We start from the raw sequence: 17,905 nt of genomic DNA, 5'->3' as shown, positions 1-17,905 counted from the left end.
GCTTTTTGCGTGGATCGCTCCCTCATTGCCGGGGTAGGCGCCATTTTTCCTGGGGCAGGCATTGATCGATGCCGGCCGCCAGTTCGGCCTGGAATGCTTTTCGGGACAGTTCGCGGGCGCCGAAACGCAGCAGGTGGTCGGTGGTCATCTGGCAGTCGATCAGGGCGATGCCCAGGTGAAGGGCATGCTCCACCAGGGCCGCCAGGGCCACCTTGGAGGCGTCGGTGATCCGGGTGAACATCGACTCGCCGAAGAAAATCCGGTCCAGGCAGACGCCGTACAAGCCGCCGGCCAGTTGCCCGTCGCGCCAGCACTCGATGGAATGGGCAAAACCGAGTTTATGCAGGCGGATGTACGCCTGTTGCATTTCGGCAGTGATCCAGGTACCATTTTCCCGGCGCCCCGAGGCGGTGGCGCAACCGGCGACGACTTCGGTAAAGGCGGTATCGGCGGTTACGGCGAAGGCCTCGCTTTTGAGCAGCCGCCCCAGCCGCTTGGGCAGATGGAATTCAGGGGGATAAAGGACCAGGCGGGGGGCCGGCGCCCACCACAGGATCGGGTCGCCCTCGGAAAACCAGGGGAAAATCCCCATGCCGTAGGCCGCGACCAGCCGGGCCGGCCGCAGGTCGCCGCCAATGGCCAGGAGGCCGTCGGCTTCGGCGAATTCGGGGGAGGGAAATATCGGTTCGTCGATCAGGCGAAAAACAGGCATGGGTTCCGTGAGGCGGGGGGATGCGACAAATATCGAAATCCTACCCCAGCCTGGGAAAAAGGCAAGCGCGAAGGCGTGTCCCGGCGCGAAGTACCTGGGGAAACGGGCGACTTGGCGAGGTTGTGCCGGTTTCAGCCACAATCCGCCGAGCGGCTGCCGATGCGGGGGCGAAAGAATATCCCGGGAACGTAACTGCGCGCGAATGTGAAAAAGATGTTTACAGGAAACGGCAACTCATCGATAATTGCCGCACCTGTCGAGCATCCACGGAGGGGTAGAACAGCGTGATGTACCTAGAACATTTTCATCTCACCCATCCTCCCTTCCCGGAGGAACCGGACCCGGATGTCTTTTTTCCGGGAGCGCGGCGAGAGGAGATCTGCCAATCGCTGATCCTCGATGTCCTGGCCGGCAAGCGGCTGGTGAAGCTGACCGGCCGTGAGGGCTCCGGCAAAACTTTGCTGTGGCGGATGATGGCCGAACGGCTGCCTTCCGAGTACGAGGTGATCTTTCTCGACAACCCGGCCGGCACCTTCGACGAACTGGTTCGCCTGCTCTGCCTCGATTTGGGGATGGACCCCAGGGGCACGGAACCGGACACCGACTATATCGAGGTGTTGTACCGCCTGTTGGCCCGGAAGAAGGCCGAACAGGGCAAGGTGGTGCTGATTGTCGACCAAGCGGAAAAACTGCATCTCGCCACGCTCGAACGCCTGCTGGTTCTGGTGGCCGATGACCAGGAAGAGCTCGAATGGACGACGATTCTCGTCGGCAGGCCGGGGCTCGACGAACATCTTGAGCAGATCTCCGTGTTCCGCGCCACCATCGATGTCCACGCCGGATATGTGCTGGATGAACTCACCGAAAGCGAAACCCGGCACTATCTCCGTTTTTGCCTCGATGCCGCCGGGATGCGGCGCGCGCAATTCGAGGACGTTTTCACCGATGCGGTCATCGCCGATATCTTCGATGCGGCGCGCGGCAATGTGCGCCTGACCAACGCCTGCGCCGAGGAAGTGCTCCAGGACTCGTGCGCCGACAGATCGTTCATGGTGCTGCTCGACGGGGTCGAGCCGGAGGAACAGGAAGAGGAGGCGCCCCCTTTCCGTTGGGAACATCGGGTGCTGGAGCTGTATGAGTTGCTCCGCTACAACAAGTTTATCTCCGGGGCGTTGGTCGGGGCCGTGGCCGCGGTCCTCATCGTCGGTTTTCTTCTGACCGGCAACAGCAAAGACACCACGCCACCGGCCGAACCTCCGGCTGCCGCGATGCCTGGGGAAACCACGGCATCCGCACCGCCGCACTCGACGGCCGACAGCGCAGACGCGGCTGTGGAAGTCTCCGCGTCCACCGCCACTACCTCGCCGCGAGCGGCCGCACCCGGCGAAGAGCGCGACGGCGACAAGCTGCTGCGCGAGCGGCTGGCGGCCAGTGCCAGTTGGCTGACCGGGATGCAGCAGGGGAAGTACACCATCCAGCTGATGATGCTTGCATCGAATCAGGCCAAGGCCAGTATGGCCGCGATCCTGGCCGAAGACGATTTTTTCCGGATCCGCGAGCAGTTGTTCATCTTTCGTAAAAGATCGAATCCGCCCACCATCCTGGTTTTTTACGGATTGTACGACAACTTGGACGCCGCCAGGGAGGCGAGGAACAATATGCCGGTTTTTCTGCGTAAGCATCACCCCTATCCGCTTGCCGTCGACGACGCCATGAAAAAACTGAGCAACTGACGGGCCCGCCTGCCGTCTTCACCCCGTTGCAACCAATTGCCATGGATATAGTCCTTGCCACCCCCCGAGGCTTCTGCGCCGGCGTCAACCGGGCGATCGCCATTGTCCACCAGGCCTTGGCACGATACCGTCCGCCGATCTACGTGCTCCACGAAATCGTGCACAACACCCACGTCATCGAGGAGTTGCGGCAGAGCGGCGCGGTTTTTGTCGAGGAGTTGGATCAGATCCCCCAGGGCGCTGTCGCCATTTTCAGCGCCCATGGCGTTTCTCGGGCGGTCGAGGACCAGGCGCACGCCCTCGGGCTGCGGACCATCGATGCCACCTGTCCGCTGGTCTCGAAGGTGCACCGGCGGATGAATCGTCTGCATGCGATGGGCTACGACGTGCTGGTGATCGGCCACAAAAAACATCCCGAGGTGGAGGGCACCTGCGGCCAGGCTTCGGGGCCGGTGCATGTGCTCTCCACGCCCGCCGAGATCGAAAGCTTGCAGGTGGCCGATCCGGCCAAGGTCGGCTATGTCACCCAGACCACGCTCAGCGTCGACGACACCGCCGAATTGCTCGAGCAGCTTCGTCACCGTTTTCCCCTGATTGCCGAGCCGGAACGGACCGACATCTGCTACGCCACCACCAACCGCCAGGCAGCGGTGCGGCAATTGGCCGACATGGTCGATCTGGTGCTGATCGTGGGATCGAAAAACAGCTCCAATTCCAACCGGCTGCGGGAAGTGGCCCGCAACCGGCAAACTCCCGCCTTTCTGATCGACGATGCCGGCGAGATCGATCCCGCCTGGTTTGCCGGGGTGCGGCGGGTCGGCATCAGCGCCGGGGCCTCGGCCCCCGAGCATCTGGTGGTGGAGGTGGTCCGCTGGCTGCAGGACCACGGCGGTGCCGGATCGGTCACCGAAATGGACGGGCAGGAAGAGCACATCAGCTTCCTGGTGCCGGATTTGGACGTTTGACGGCGTGGATCGATTGCGGCGGAACGGATGCCGCGACTGTGTGCGACTTTTTTAGCGGATCAGCCGGCTGACCCCGACTAGCTCCACCGGCTGCAAGGCCTCGGTGCCGCATTGGGCAAAGGCGTCGAGCATGGCCTGATGCGGGTGGCCGATGGCGATGGCCTGGCCCTGGCGTTGGGCCAGCGCGGCCAATTGCCGCAGTTGCCGGCAGATGGCGCCGGGATCGCGCTCGTTGTCCAGAAACAGGTGGCGCCTGGCCGAGGGCAGATGCAGTCGTTGCGCCATCGCCATTCCCTGCGAGTTCGGAGTGGTGACGGAATCGACGAAAAAGACGCCGCGCGCCTTGAGGGCTTCGATCACGACCCGCATCCCCTGCGCGTTTTCACTGAAAAGTGACCCCATGTGATTGTTGGCACCGGTCGCATCCGGGATGGCCGCCAACATCTCCCCGACTTTTTCCCTGATTCGTTCCGGTCTGTCCGCACTCATCAAGGTTGCGGGCTCGAGCCGCCATTTTTTTTCCTTAGGTTCCATCGGCAGATGCACCAGGATGTCATATCCCAAGGATCGGGCCTGTCGGGCCAGTTCCCCGGCATGGGGCGCATGGGGCAGGAAGGAGAAACTCAGGCGGGCATGCATCTGTAAAAATTGCCGGCCGAGCTGCAGGTTGTAGCCCATGTCGTCGATGATGATGGCCACCATCGGACGGCCCTGTTTCGGCTGGGACGGAACGGCGACAGGCATGGGAGGTGCGGCGGGTGGAGGTGGCGCCGATTCGGCCGCCGCAGCAGGCGGGGGCGCGGAGGGAGCAACGGAAGGGGGCGGGGTGGCTGGTGCGGCCGTATCCGGTGGGGCCGTGTCCGGAGCGACGCGGGCAACCGGTTGGCGGTCCGTTTCCGGGCCCGCGCCTGTTTGGTCTTGTTCCCGGCATCCCCAGAGGACCCCAAAAAGGGCGACAACGAGCAGGAAGCAATGGCGGTGCCATCGTCGGCATAAAGGACGCACGGCCAAGGCGGGGTTATTTATTGCGGGCAAGGATGTAGAGGGCCAGCTCCCGCAAAAGTCGAACGCTGGCATCTTCGCTGCCCGGCCGAATGAAGGGCGCCAGGGCGGCCAGCGCCCGGTCGACCAGATCCCCGGCAACGGCGGCGGCGCTGGCGAAGCCGTCGTAGCGCCCGATCAGGGTGACGACGCCTTGGTAGGAGGTGGGGTCGGTCCGGTCGGCGGCGAGCAGGTCTTCGATGCGGCGTCGGTCGGCATCGTTGGCCCGCGCAAGTGTATGCAACAGGGGGAGCGTCATTTTGCCTTCCGCGAAATCGTTACCGGTCTTTTTGCCGGTGTTGGCCGGATCGCCCTGGAAATCGAGGAGATCGTCCACGACCTGGAAGGCGGCGCCGATCAGGTCGCCATAGGCCGACAGAGCCCGCAGCCGCACCTCGTCCGCACCGGCGAAGAGCGCCCCCAGCGCACAGGTGGAAGCGATGAGGTTGCCGGTCTTCTGGCGGATCACATCGAAATACTGCTGCTCCTTGGTGACGGCGTCGCCGATCAGGCGGAGCTGTACGAATTCGCCGTTGACCATCGAAAGGGTGGCGGCGCAGAAAATCTCCAGCCCCTGCGGACCGGCAAGCCGGCCGATCAGGTGCATGCTGCGGGCATGCAGCCAATCGCCCGCCAGGATGGCAGCGGTCAGCCCGAAACGGGCAACTACCGTGGCATTGCCCCGGCGTTGACTGGCCCGATCGATGACGTCGTCGTGCACCAGGGTGGCCACGTGGAGATATTCGAAGGCCGCGGCCAACAGGTAGAGATCGTTGTCGTCCCGGCCGCAGCAGCGCGAGCAGAGGACGGTCAGTAGGGGGCGGATTCGCTTGCCGCCGGAGAACAGGGAGTACTGGACGACCTCGACCAGCAGGGGATCGCACCCGGCCAGGGCCGTTTCCAGGTCGGCGCGCATCGCGCTTTCGACCCGGCCGGCGACGGCGGCGGCCGCGGCGCGCAAATCCATGGTCGGGTCGGTGGTTGGCGAACTCATGCCGGTTGTCCGTGGGGCGCGGGCTGCTGGCCGAAAAAAACGGCCACATCATCCATGTCCCGTGAGACGGGGCTGGGCGGAAGGCTGCGGAGAAACTGCCGCCCGTAGCCCTTGCCGAACAGCCGGGTGTCGAGGATGGCGATGACGCCGCGGTCGTCCGCGGTGCGCATCAGCCTGCCCACCCCCTGGCGCAGGGTCAGGATGGCGCGCGGAACCTGATAGTCGTTGAAGGGATTGCCGCCCAAGGCCTTGATTCGATTCATGCGGGCCATAATAACAGGGTCGCTCGGGACTTCAAACGGTAATTTGTCGATGACCACCAGGCTGAGCGACTCGCCGGGCACGTCGACCCCTTCCCAGAAGCTGGATACGGCCAGAAGCACCGAATCGGTTTCCCGGCAGAATCGCTGCAGCAGCACGCGGCGGGGTGCCTCGCCCTGGACGAGCAAGGGGTAGGGCAGTTGCTCGCGGAGCGCGGCATAGGCCTTGTCCATGGCGGCCAGCGAGGTGAAGAGGGCCAGGGTCCGTCCGCCCGCCAGCTTGATCAGACTGGCCATGCAGTGGTGCAGGGCCTGCGGATACCCCGGCGCGGTCGGTTCGGGAAAGGGGGCGTTTGGAACGTAGAGCATCGTCCTGCCCTGGTAGTCGAAAGGCGAGGCCAGGGACATGGTGGGGGTATCGGCCGGCAGGCCGAGGCGTTCGAGGGCGTAGCGGAAGTTGCCGCCGGTTGTCAGGGTCGCCGAGGTAAAAACGCAGTGGCACACCTGGGCGTACAGGGCCTCGTGCAATTCCGCGGCCACGTCCACCGGCGTGGCGTACAAGGCCAGGTTGCGCTCGGTTCGCTCGTACCAGTAGGTATGGCTGACCTCCTCGTCGGCCAGATCGTCGAATTGCTCGCAGGCGATTTTTTCGAGGCGCCCGGACAGCTCCCAGGCCCGGCTTGCGTATTGGGGCCAGGGGGAGGCCTCGCCCGGCTTGCCGTCCAGGCACTGGGCAAATCCTTGCAGGGCAGCGGCCAATTCGGCCCTCAGTGCCGACGGACCGGGGTGGTTGGCGAGCACTTCCTGGAGCGGGAAACGGCCCTTTTGCTCGGGGAAGGCGGCCGCGAACCGTTCGATGTTGCCCTTGAGGCGGCTGACGGCGGCAAGGATTTCCTCGCGTTGGGATTCCTGGCAGTCGACGGCGACGCGCTCCACATCCCCGCACAGATCGAGCACCTGAAAACGGGAAAAGGTAAAGCCGAAAAAGGTGGTGGCCACGTTCTCGACATGGTGTGCTTCGTCGAACAGCACGGTTTCGTAGCGGGGCAGCACCTCGCCGTACCCGGTTTTGCGCACGGCCAGGTCGGAAAAAAGCAGGTGGTGGTTGACGATCAACAGTTGGCTGGCAGCGGCATCGCGGCGCAGCCGGTTGAGGAAACAGCCCGTGGCCTCCGGACACTGGCTGCCCAGACAAAAATGGGACTGGCAGCAGATCTTCTGCCACAACGACGAACCGGACCCGAGCCAATGGAGTTCGGAGCGGTCGCCATGCACGGTTTCGTCGATCCAGGACTCGATGGCCCGCTCCTCGCCTCCGGCCTGAATGTCGGCCTGGCCCGCGGCCTGTAGCTGCCGCCAACGGTAGAGACAGAGGTAGTTCTGGCGGCCCTTGACGCACAGCGCCTTGAGGTCCGGCGCTATCCATTCGCGGATGAACGGGATCTCGCGTTGGAGGATCTGGTCCTGCAGATTGCGGGTGTTGGTGGACACCACCACCCGTTGGCCGCTGAGCACGGCGGGGATCAGGTAGGCCAGCGTTTTGCCCAGGCCGGTTTCCGCCTCGATCATCAGGCAAGAGGCCTGGTCGGCGCAGTATTCCTCCGGCGTTTCGAGCAATCGGGCCACTGCCCGAGCCATTTCCAACTGGCCGGGCCGGTATTGGTAGGGCGACAGGTGCGTGGCCAGCAGGCCGTCGGGGCCGAAAATGTCATCCATTTTCGGACAACCCCAGGATATCCCGTACGATTTCGACCACCTGGGGCGAGGGATCGTCCAACAGCCGGGGCAGGGCGGCCAGGGCCTCGTCGGTGGCGATGGTGCCGAGCACGCTTGCCGCTTCGCCCCGCACCCAGGCGAGCGGGTTGGCCAGCTGCTCGACCAGGCCGGGCACGGCCAGGGACAGCGACTCGGGACAACTGGCGACCAGCTCTTCGAAAAGCACTGCCACCCCGAGCCGAACCGCGTAACGACCGTCCTCGATCAACTGGCCGGTCCAGGCCAGATAGCGCGGCTCCTGGCGGACCATGGCCTCGATGTTGTCCACATGGCCCAGGGCAAGAAAATCGGCAATGACCTGTCGCAAGGTCTCGTCGCTGACTTCGGGTGCAGGGCGGGATGGTGTCGGGGAGGGCGGATCGATCATGCGGGAGCGTTCTTGTTGGATATGACGATTCCTGTCCATACCACGGCCAACCTGGAGGGGCAATCCGAGAGTGGCCACAAGCCTACTTGACACGTTTTTTTTTCATGGGTAGAAAAGGCGAAAGAAACGAGCAAATACCGATGAATTCAATACGGCCAGTCCATGATTGAACCGCAGCTTCCCCCGCCTCCTTCGGCCGTAGCCGAGGACGAATTGCTCGATGGCGACGAATGCATCGTCATTGTCGACGATTTTCCGGATCTCGTCATTCTGGTGCAGGATTTTTTGGGGCAACGGGGGTTGACCACCGTCATCGCCGACTCAGCCGATTCGTTGCGCCGCAGGCTGGCCGAGCACAAGGTCGCCCTGGTTCTGCTGGATATCGGCCTGCCCGATGCCGACGGCACCACGCTTCTGCCGGAATTGAAACGCGACGATCCGGACCTGGCGGTGATCATGCTGACGGCGGTCACCGACCTGCAGACCGCGCTGGCTTGCCTCCGCTACGGTGCCGACGATTATCTGACCAAGCCGGTCGGCTTTACCGACCTATTGGCCACCGTGCACCGCGTTCTCGAAAAACGGCGGTTGACCATCCGCAACCGCTGGTACCAGCGCCAGATCGAGCAGGCCACCTTCCGCATCCAACTGGCGCACGCGCTGGCCATGAAGATGAATACCGCCTACCTGAGCACCATGGAGCTCGACGAGATTCTCCATGCCATTCTGGTCGGCATCACCGCGGAAGAAGGGTTGCAATTCGACCGGGCATTTCTTGCTCTGTTCGACGAATCCGGGGTCATTCTCGAAGGCCGTCTGGCGATCGGGCCCGGTAGCCGCGAAGAGGGCTTGCCAGCCTGGTCCGGCCTGGAACGGCCAGCGGGCCGGCCGCTCAATTTCGATTTCCATGCCAGGCGCGAGGCCCAATCCGCCCATGTCGAAATCAACCGCATTGTCCGTGCCCTGCGAATCGAGGCCCGGGACAGCGAGCATATCTTGATCCGCGCGGTGCGGAACCGCAAATCGATCAACGTGGCGAGAGGGCAATGCGCCCACGCGGTGCCCCTGGAATTACTGGGATTGCTGCAGGAAGACAGTTTCGTGATCGTGCCGCTCTTTTCTCCCAGCAGGGCGCTGGGCGTGCTCATCGCCGATCATTTTGTCAGTCGCGCGCCGATCGGCGAAGAACAGATCCAGGCCTTGGAAAGCTTTGCCAGCCAGGCTAGCCTGGCCATCGAGCATTGCCGGCTGTATGTGACCATGGAGCGCAAGATCAAAGAGTTGGAAGAGGTGACCACCGAACTGCAGAAGAACAAGGACCTGCTGGTGGAAACCGAGCGCTACTCGGCCCTGGGACACATGGCGGCCCAGTTGGCCCACTCCATCCGCAACCCGATCACGGCCATCGGCGGTACCGCTCGCCTGCTGGCCCGGAAAATCGAAAACCCCGAGTGGCTGCAGTTTCTGTCTATGATGGCGGCGGAAGCGGGCAAAATCGAAAAGATCTTGGAAGATCTGTTTAATTTTGTCGAGCAGAGTAAGCCGGTGCTGGAACGGACCCATTTGCTGCCCCTGGTCCGCAAGGCGCTTCTTCTGCACTTCAATGCGCTCAATAACCGGAATATAACGAAAACCTTCGTCTTTCCCGAGCGCGATCCCCTGGTCAAGGTCGATCCCCGCCAGATACAGCAGGCGCTGGTTCACCTGATCCGCAACAGCATCGAAGCCATGCCCCAGGGCGGCGAACTTACGGTGAGCGTTGCCGAGGAAAACGAGCGGGTGGTCATCGCCCTGAGCGACACCGGTCAGGGCATGAGCCGGGAAGACCTGGGACATGCGACCGATCCCTTCTATACCACCAAGATGGTCGGGGCTGGCATGGGCTTGGCGCTGGTGCGCCGGATCATCCAGGACCACGAGGGCGAGTTGATTCTGGCGAGCGACGCCCACCTGGGCATGCGGGCAACGATCATATTGCCCGCGGCTCCGCGCTAGCGCTCAGAGCCCGCCGCGACCAGCCGGCAAAGCAACATCCGATTGCCGCTGCCGGCCGGTATTGAATTGAAATTTCTTGATATTTTTTCCGTTGCGTTCGTCGAAATGACTACGACTCGCTTCTCCCCACCCAAGTTTACCTGACCGTCTACCTGGCTCTTTTATAAGATAAGCAAAGAACGTTCTGTGCACCATGACAAGGCAAAACTATTGACAGCGCGGGGCAAATGGTCATTTCCCACGCGGTGAGAAATCACGTACTCTCAACCGGCTTCCACGCGTAAGAACCAGCCAATTTCCGGGAAAGGCAGCCTGGCTGAGACGCGAGGGGCCATCGGAAAGAAAAAAGGGGTGGAAGGTAGCAACCTTCCACCCCTCTCTTGCTGGGGTTCGAGAACCTAGGCTGACGCGAAGGCCTTAGAACTTGAGCTCGAGTCTGGAGGCGGCGGCGAAGATACCGTCGTCATCGAGACCGGCTATGTTGTACGCATTGTCGAACTCAGGCTTCAGATAACCGGCCGACAAGAAGAGATTCAGGTTCTTCTGGATGGTGTACTGCATGATGCCGGAAATGGTCCATGCACTCTCAAGGCCCAGATCAAGATTGTAACCGTTACGATTTGTTGGATTCAGAGAACGAAAAGTGGTGTAGGGCCCGTCGCCATCCGGTCCTTTCGTACCCCAGGAATCAATGTCGGCATAAAAGAAGTTACCGGTCAACTTGAGGTCTTCCTTGACTTGATAGGAAACCACCAAGCCGCCCCACAGCCAGTCGCCATAGTCGCCGATGCGGATGGCGGAGATGACGCTGTTGTCGATGGTGCCGAGCATGACCCCGTCGCCGAAGGCGCCGTCAGGCTGGAAGCCGTTGGCGGTGAAACCGAGGTTCAAACCGATGTTCAACTTGTTGATCTGATAGTTGGGGAAAATATAGCCGCCGTAGCCGGTGTCTTTCGATCCAATGGTATCCACGCCACCAGCAAGCGTCGTCGCCCCAGGAGCTGAACTATATCCTTGGGCATCTTCTTCCCACGAGTTGAAGTTGTTCAAACTGTTGTCGGTCACGGCGATTTCGCCGATCAGACCGAAGTTGCCGCTCTTGCCGTTGACGTACAGGGAGCCGAAGAAGCCTTCGTTCTCCTGCCAACCGAGATCTTGGTAACCTTTTTGGGTAGCCGTAGGAAGAGTTGTAAGTACACCTGCACGGCGTTCATTACGGTTATCCATCTGGTAGCCGATCATACCGCCGATCAGCCAGTCCTTGTTCAACTGGGCCTTGGCATGGACACCGAAACGGATCTCGTCGTTGTCTTGCAGCTTATCAAGGGAGGAACTGGTCACATCGTCGCCGTTCTGGGCTTCTTCCATCCACTCGATAAAGGGGTTGATCTCCACTTTATCCAGCTTGATGATACCTTTCGCACCGGTCAGGTTGACATCGTCGTAGAAGAAGTTGTAGCTGGACGGCTGCGGCCCGTAAGTGGAACGATAGCGGCCGAGTTCCAAGGTGAACTGGTCGTTGAACGGAATGCCGACATAGGCCAGGTCGGCCACGACGTTGCTTCTACCGTTACTACGAAATGTATTGCCATTGGAATATTCCGTGTCGAAGTCGCCCATGTTCGACTCGGCGATGCGCAGGCGAACCTTGGCATAGGCGCCGCCGGCAGCGGTGCCGGTCAGGTTGACTCGGACCCGGGAATCCATGTTGGTTTGGGAATCCTGCGCAGAAGCCGTGCCATAGGTTCTGAATTGGTCGTCAGCATAGTACAAACGAACCCGGGCATCACCGGTAATCTTGACCCCAGGCTCGACGGCCGCAGCCGACGCGGTGGAGGCTACGCCGCTTGCCAGCATCAGGGCTGCGCCTGTAAGAAGTACTTTTTTCATGTTCCTCTCCTTTGTCTGTTGTTCATTGCATGTTCCCCGAAAAACGAGAAACCTTCCCCGCAATTCTATATGACTGCAACGTATAGTAAGTCCAAGTGACCGTCAAGTTTTTTTTACCAAAAGTTAAAAAAATTTTACCGGCATTTCTGATTGAAATGTCGAATATCTTTGCATGGATACTACAAATTCCAGGGTCACGGTATGTCCGTGCACTGCGCTCCGCAAAACGGTCGCCGCAAGATCATTCCACCGGTTCGCCGAGCAGCGAGGGCTGATCCTTGAGATACACCCGATCATGCGGCTTGACCTTGATGGTGTAGCAATTGAGATAAGAGGACGATGTGTGCCAGAAAACAAAGGGATAGCTGGTTTCCGCCTCGACAAAGTACACGCGGTACTCGGTGCTGCCCTTCTCGGCCCCTGCCACCTGGTAGTTGGTGATATAACCGGTAATTTTTCTACTCTCCCAGAGGCGGACCAGACTGTTGCTCTCCCAGGTCAGGGCCGAGAGCGAACCGCCGTCGAAGTAGCGGAGGTTGGGCATGAAGGGTACGGTTTCCAGGCGGTTGCGGCCGACCATGATATCGTTGATGCCGTCGCCGTCGAAATCGGCCACCACAATGCGGGTTCTCAGCCAGGTGGTCTCCTTATCCGACATGACCGCATTGTTGGGACTGGTCAGGGTACCGAAAAAGTTGTCGCTGGCGCCAAAGGTGTCGGGGCTGCTCCAGCGCAGGGTGCCGGCGACATCGTAGAGTTGCAGGCGATTGCGATTGTTGATGGCAATGGTGACCTTGGATTTGCCGCCTTCGATGTCGGCCTGGACGAAATCGAAGATGTTCAGGCCCTTGGGCAGGTTCAGCCTTTGGCCTTCGGTCAGGGTGTTGTTGGGGTTGAGCGTCATGTAATGCACATTGCTGTCGCCCAGCTCGCCGGTCAGGCTGCTTTGGCCGAGCAGGACGGGCTCTTCGCCCGGGGCGCCCATGGTGCGGAGATACCAGGGCACATGGTCGAACAGAAACGACACCTTTTTGCCGTTCCATTCCAAGGCGGAAGAGTCGGGCCGGTCCTGGTTGCTGCCGCTGATGTAGATTTCCTTCAGGCCGTTTTTGTTCAGGTCGCCCAGGGTCACCGAGTGGTAGCGGAGATAGTTGGGCAGATTGACGGTCGCCAGCATGCGGAATTGGCCGTCGTCGTTGCGGTAGAGGATCAGGCTCGATTTGGTCAGCAGCACGATCTCTTCCTTGCCATCCCCGTCCAGGTCGCCCACGTTCATGTCCATGGTCTCGACCGGGATGCTCTTGCTGCGGGAAGTGTTGATCAATTCGAACGGACCGCCGACCTCGAGCCCGGTGGTCATGCCCGCATACCGGCCCTCGCGGTAGGCCCGGTCGGGGTGGGCACTGTGCAGGGCGTCCATTCCCCCCGGGTGTGCGGGGCCGGATTTCATTTCCGGGCGGGGCTTGCCGAACACGGCGCCGCTGATATCCCAGGCCAACTCGTCGATGGCCGTCATGGCGTCATCGACCGCGTTGAAATGTTGCATGAACCGCTTCGGTGTCTGGCCCGAGGTCTGGGTGAAGACATAGGCGGTAAGTTCGAATTGGCTGCTCTTTGGCGCCAGCGAACCGATGATGAGATAGTCGGCGCCGGATTGGCGGAGTTGTTGGGCAAAGGCGGTGTGATCGCCGGCCTTGAGCGATTGGGCCATGCGTTCGGATGCCGCTCCCTGGGCGACGGCCGCCACCTGAGCCCGGGTGGCCAGCCTGCTGGCCAGGGTGCTGGCCAATCCGTTGCGCAGGTAGGCGTAGGAGCCGGGGATTTCGACGTCAAAGGGTAAAACGACCACCTGCGACTTGGACGAAGCCGAGGGCTTGGCGGAGGCGGCCGGTTTGGCCGGTGCCGCATGCGCCGCCGAGGCGAGGAGCATGAAGCCGCACAGCAGGAAAATGGGCAGAAAGAGATGGCGGTTGGCGGCGACCAGAGGGACGCGCAAAGAAAAAACATTCACGATAACGGCTCCTTTTTTCAATGAAAAGAAGAGGATGGCGACAGGCGCATACGGCGCGCGAACGCGCCGATGATAGCACAGATTTTTCAAACTTTCTGTTTTTTAGGCAAAAAGGGAAGGAAAAATTGAGCGCGCGGCGGAAAAATACCGCGATCGAGCCGATCCGCAACCTGCCGGGGAAAGGCGGTTTGCTCCCGGTGCGCGCCAATCAATACAGTCGATCGGCGATCAGGCCGTAAAACAGGCCGTCGCCGGTGAACAGCCAGCCGAGATGGGTGTGGCAGGTCGCGCAGAGCACCACGCGCCAGCGATATCCGGCAAACCAGGTGAACTCGGCGGAGGCGGCGCCGCGGAACGTGGTCCCATGGGCCGCGTGAAAACAGCGGATTTCAAAGGCGATGCCGGCGGGATTGAAAAAGGCGTGTTCGTGGCGGCCATTGACCGCCATGGCGTGCCGCTGGTGGGTGATTTCGGAGTCGCACACGGCGCACAGGATGGCTCCTCCGGCCAGGTCCTCCGACGCATCGCCCGGCTTGGCGGCCGGGGGCCGGTCCACACCGGAACGCGGTCGGCGGACGCGACAATGGCGCGGCTCAGCCGGCTTGCGGGGCCAGGTTGCGGTAATGGGCCACAATCGCTTGCACCATATCGCCGATGGTGTACCGTTCGGGCTGGATGTCGACCGGCAGCCCGTGTTCGCGGATGGTTTCGGCGGTGATCGGACCGATGGCGGCGATGGCCGCCCGGTCGAGCAGGCGGTGCAACTCGCCGTCATCCGCGGCGTCGATCAGGGCGAGGAAATTGGTCACGGTCGAGGAACTGGTGAATGTGACCAAGTCGATCGAGCCTTCCAGCAGTTGGTCGCGCAATTCTTCCTTGGGGCCCGGAGGGGGCACGTTGCGGTAGACCGGCGCGATGGTTACCTGGGCACCCGCGTCGGTGAGCATTTCCGGCAACAGTTCGCTGGCCCGCAGGGCTCGGGGCAAAAGGATGCGGCTGCCCTGCACTCCGGTTTGGAGCAACGCTTCGGCCAAGCCCTCGCCGGTGAATTTCTCCGGCAAAAGGTCCGGTTTGACGCCGTATTTGCCCACTTCGTCGGCCGTGGCCCGGCCGACCACGGCGATTTTGATTCCGGCCAGCAGGCGGCTGTCGTGGCCAAGGGCGAAAAGCCGCCGGAAGAAATGGGTGACCGCGTTGATGCTGGTGAACAGCAGCCATTGATAGCTGCCGATTTCCGCGATGGCGGCGTCGACGACGCGGCAATCGTCCATGGGTTCGATGTGGATGGTGGAGTATTCGAGCACCTCGGCCCCTTGCTCCTCCAATTGCGCCACCAGGTCGCTCGCCTGCTCGCGGGTCCGGGTGACCACGATCCGCCGGCCGAACAGCGGCCGTTTCTCGAACCAGTCGATGGTGGAGCGGAGCTTGACCACCTCGCCGACAATGATCAGGGCCGGCGGCTTGATGTCGGCCTGCTGCACCACCTCGCAAATGGTTGCCAGGGTTCCGACCACCGAGCGCTGCTGCGGGGTCGAGGCCCAACGGACCACCGCCACCGGCGTGTCCGGCGAGCGGCCGTGGTCGATCAGCTTGCGGGTGATGCTGGGCAGGGTCTTGATTCCCATGTAGACGACAATGGTGCCGGCGGCGGTCGCCAGTTTATCCCAGGAAATGTTGGAAAATTTCTTGGTCGGATCCTCGTGGCCGGTGACAAAGGCCACCGAGGCGGTGTATTCGCGGTGGGTGATGGGAATGCCGGCATAGGTGGCGGCGGCGGTGGCGGACGTCACGCCCGGAACCACCTCGAAATCGATGCCCTCGGCCACCAGTTCCTCAATTTCCTCGGCACCCCGGCCGAAAATGAAGGGATCGCCCCCCTTGAGCCGCACCACCATCTGGCCCCGCTTGGCATGGTCGACCAGCAGCCGGTTGATCCCTTCCTGGGTAAAGGCGTGCAGGCCGCCGCCCTTCTTGCCGGCATAGATCAGCTGGGCGTCTTTCGGGACATAACCGAGCAATTTGGGGTTGGCGAGGTAGTCGTAGACCACCACTTCGGCGTGTTCGAGCAGGTATTTGCCGCGCAGGGTGATCAGGCCGGGGTCGCCGGGGCCGGCGCCCACAAGATAGACTTTGCCGGTTTTGGCGGGAAGGGAAGAGGCGTTTGTCGTCACGGGATTGTCGTCTGCTAAGGGATTCAGCCGCCGGAGGATCCGGCGCAATAGACTGCATCGAGGATGGCCTTGCCCCCCCTGTTCAGCAGGGTTTCCGCCAGGTCGCCGCCGAGCTTGGCGGCTTGCCCGGCCAAAGCGGTGGCCGTATCCTTGATCAGTTCGCGGCCGTCGACGCTGGCGATCAGGCCGGTCAGGCTCAGGATGTCGCCCGCCAAGGTGGCGTGGGCTCCGATCGGCACCTGGCAGCCCCCCTCGAGACGGAGCAAAAAGGCCCGTTCCGCGGCCACGGCCACGGCGGTGGCCGGGTGGTGCAGGAACTGCATCCCAGCCAGCAACTCGGCGTCGTCGCGGCGCAGTTCGATGCCCAAGGCGCCCTGGCCAATGGCCGGGAGCATCAGGGGCGGTTCCAGCAGGGTGGTGATGCGGGCTTCCAGGCCCAGGCGGTGGAGACCGGCGCCGGCCAGGATGATGGCATCAAAGACACCTTCGTCGAGCTTGCGCAGCCGGGTGTCGATGTTGCCGCGCAGGTCGACGATGCTCAGATCGGGCCGCATCGCCGCCAACTGCGACCTGCGGCGCAGGCTGGAAGTACCCACGGTGGCGCCGGTGGGCAGGGCGGCGATCGAGCCGTATTTGACCGACAAAAAGGCGTCGTAAGGGGTTTCGCGCTGGGGAACGATGCCGACATGCAGGCCTGCCGGCAGTTCGGTGGGCACGTCCTTCATCGAATGGACCGCCAGGTCGACCTCGCCCGCCAGGAGCGCGTCCTCGATTTCCTTGACGAAAAGGCCCTTGCCGCCGACCTTGGCCAGCGGCACGTCCAGGATTCGGTCGCCCTTGGTGGTGATCTTGACCAGCTCCACCCGGACGCCCGGATGGGCCTGTTCGATCCGGTCCTTGACCCAGGTGGATTGGGTCACGGCCAGGAGACTGGCGCGGGTCCCTATGCGCAACGATGTTCTCATGCCCCGGTCCTGTTGCGGAAAAAACGATCCTTGAAAAGCAGTAGCGGCGATATACCGCCTGCACGGTTATTTGTCAATTTCGTCGACAAGGGCAGCGGCCAACAGCGGCAGCATCAGCTCGTGATGGCCGGTGAAATGAAACCCCTTGCCGCCTTCCAGAGTGGGACGGTGGACCACGTTGGTCGCCGGCCGGTAATGGCGGATGAAGTCGAAGTTGGCGGTGGTGAAGCGCTTGACCTGGTGCCCGAGGTTGCGGACCACGGTGAGCGCCTTGAGAAAGACCTCGGGCAGCAGGACCGCCGAGCCGACATTGAGATAGACGCCGCCTTCCAAGTCGCTGACCAGGCGGCAGAACACCCGGAAATCGTGGTGCCCGGCCCGGCCGATGGCCGCCCCGTCCGCCGAGGGGTGGATGTGGATGATGTCGGTGCCCATGGCCACATGCACGGTCACCGGTACCCCCAATTGGGCGGCCATGGCCAGCAGGCTCCGGTCGTTGTGGGGGAACCGGCCCTTCAGCAGGGCCTCGCCCACGGCCCGACCGATGCCGATGCCGCGATCCGCCCCGTCGACGATGGCGCCGTTGAGCACCTCGCCGGTTTCCCTGGCGGCGCCGAAGGCTCCGGCCCCGAGCACGTCGGCCACCTCTTCCGAGGTCTGGCCGGCCATGGCGATCTCGGCATCGTGGATGATGCCCGCGCCGTTAAGGGCGATCGCGGTGAGCAGGCCGCGCCGCATCAGATCGATCAGGATCGGATTGAGCCCCACCTTGATGACATGGGCGCCCATGCCGAGAATCACCGGCCGGCCTTGGCGGCGGGCCGTGGCGATCCGCCGGACCAGTTCGGGAAAATCGGCGCCGGCCAATTGGGCGGGCAGGGTGTCCAGCAGCTGGCGCACGGTCATGCCCGGTTGAACCGGAGTCGCGAAATCGTCGATGCTGACCTTGGAGTGGCGGCCGTGGACGGAATAGGTGTGCAGACCGCTGAAGTCGAGGGGGGCGGGATAGGAATCGGCCATGGTTG

At 62.4% G+C, this 17,905-nt stretch carries 14 protein-coding genes; 3 read left to right on the top strand and 11 right to left on the bottom strand.

Features of this window, described 5'->3' with window-relative positions; genetic code table 11:
- Positions 1 to 22: 22 nt before the first annotated feature.
- Positions 23 to 712: a leucyl/phenylalanyl-tRNA--protein transferase gene (gene aat, locus RMR13_RS09205; RefSeq protein WP_310600347.1), complete on the bottom strand. Its 690-nt coding sequence runs from the start codon at positions 710 to 712 to the stop codon at positions 23 to 25.
- Between the two features lie 287 nt (positions 713 to 999).
- Here aat and RMR13_RS09200 point away from each other — a divergent pair, with 287 nt between their 5' ends.
- Positions 1,000 to 2,445: an AAA family ATPase gene (locus tag RMR13_RS09200; protein WP_310600359.1), complete on the top strand. Its 1,446-nt coding sequence runs from the start codon at positions 1,000 to 1,002 to the stop codon at positions 2,443 to 2,445.
- A gap of 41 nt (positions 2,446 to 2,486) precedes the next feature.
- Positions 2,487 to 3,410, top strand: coding sequence for a 4-hydroxy-3-methylbut-2-enyl diphosphate reductase (gene ispH / locus RMR13_RS09195; protein ID WP_310600346.1), 924 nt, complete (start codon positions 2,487 to 2,489; stop codon positions 3,408 to 3,410).
- 51 nt (positions 3,411 to 3,461) lie between these two features.
- On the opposite strand, the gene RMR13_RS09190 is transcribed toward ispH, so the two are convergent.
- The 4 genes from RMR13_RS09190 to RMR13_RS09175 form a co-directional block, all read right to left on the bottom strand.
- Positions 3,462 to 4,154, bottom strand: coding sequence for a divergent polysaccharide deacetylase family protein (locus RMR13_RS09190; RefSeq protein WP_310600345.1), 693 nt, complete (start codon positions 4,152 to 4,154; stop codon positions 3,462 to 3,464).
- A gap of 274 nt (positions 4,155 to 4,428) precedes the next feature.
- Positions 4,429 to 5,445, bottom strand: coding sequence for a polyprenyl synthetase family protein (locus RMR13_RS09185; RefSeq protein ID WP_310600344.1), 1,017 nt, complete (start codon positions 5,443 to 5,445; stop codon positions 4,429 to 4,431).
- Positions 5,442 to 7,421 carry an ATP-dependent DNA helicase gene (locus RMR13_RS09180; RefSeq protein WP_310600343.1) on the bottom strand — a complete coding sequence of 660 codons (1,980 nt, stop codon included), beginning with the start codon at positions 7,419 to 7,421 and terminating at the stop codon, positions 5,442 to 5,444. The genes RMR13_RS09185 and RMR13_RS09180 overlap by 4 nt, the downstream gene beginning before the upstream one ends.
- A complete protein-coding gene (locus tag RMR13_RS09175; protein WP_310600342.1) occupies positions 7,414 to 7,887 on the bottom strand; it encodes a HEAT repeat domain-containing protein in 474 nt (157 codons plus the stop codon). Before RMR13_RS09175 ends, RMR13_RS09180 begins: the two co-directional genes overlap by 8 nt.
- A gap of 123 nt (positions 7,888 to 8,010) precedes the next feature.
- Between RMR13_RS09175 and RMR13_RS09170 the strand changes: the two genes are divergently transcribed.
- Positions 8,011 to 9,843 carry a response regulator gene (locus RMR13_RS09170; protein WP_310600341.1) on the top strand — a complete coding sequence of 611 codons (1,833 nt, stop codon included), beginning with the start codon at positions 8,011 to 8,013 and terminating at the stop codon, positions 9,841 to 9,843.
- 417 nt (positions 9,844 to 10,260) lie between these two features.
- Here RMR13_RS09170 and RMR13_RS09165 read toward each other — a convergent pair whose 3' ends face one another.
- The 6 genes from RMR13_RS09165 to RMR13_RS09140 form a co-directional block, all read right to left on the bottom strand.
- A complete protein-coding gene (locus RMR13_RS09165; RefSeq protein WP_310600340.1) occupies positions 10,261 to 11,733 on the bottom strand; it encodes a hypothetical protein in 1,473 nt (490 codons plus the stop codon).
- Positions 11,734 to 11,974: 241 nt separating this feature from the next.
- The gene (locus RMR13_RS09160; RefSeq protein WP_310600339.1) at positions 11,975 to 13,744 is read right to left on the bottom strand and encodes a VCBS repeat-containing protein; all 1,770 of its coding nucleotides are present in this window, start codon (positions 13,742 to 13,744) and stop codon (positions 11,975 to 11,977) included.
- A gap of 208 nt (positions 13,745 to 13,952) precedes the next feature.
- A complete protein-coding gene (locus RMR13_RS09155; RefSeq protein ID WP_310600338.1) occupies positions 13,953 to 14,300 on the bottom strand; it encodes a cereblon family protein in 348 nt (115 codons plus the stop codon).
- 37 nt (positions 14,301 to 14,337) lie between these two features.
- Positions 14,338 to 15,915 (bottom strand): uroporphyrinogen-III C-methyltransferase, encoded by a 1,578-nt coding sequence (gene cobA / locus RMR13_RS09150; RefSeq protein ID WP_310600337.1) that lies wholly within the window; start codon positions 15,913 to 15,915, stop codon positions 14,338 to 14,340.
- A gap of 23 nt (positions 15,916 to 15,938) precedes the next feature.
- The gene (gene hemC, locus RMR13_RS09145) at positions 15,939 to 16,880 is read right to left on the bottom strand and encodes a hydroxymethylbilane synthase (protein ID WP_310600336.1); all 942 of its coding nucleotides are present in this window, start codon (positions 16,878 to 16,880) and stop codon (positions 15,939 to 15,941) included.
- A 66-nt stretch (positions 16,881 to 16,946) separates the two neighbouring features.
- Entirely contained in the window at positions 16,947 to 17,900 is a 954-nt protein-coding gene (locus tag RMR13_RS09140) for a hypothetical protein (protein WP_310600335.1), read from the bottom strand.
- Positions 17,901 to 17,905 lie beyond the last annotated feature (5 nt).

The organism is Desulfobulbus sp., assembly GCF_031547805.1.
GTDB lineage: Bacteria > Desulfobacterota > Desulfobulbia > Desulfobulbales > Desulfobulbaceae > Desulfobulbus.
The sequence above is the reverse complement of the archived record's forward strand: the minus strand, read 5'-3'. Positions and strand labels throughout refer to the sequence as shown.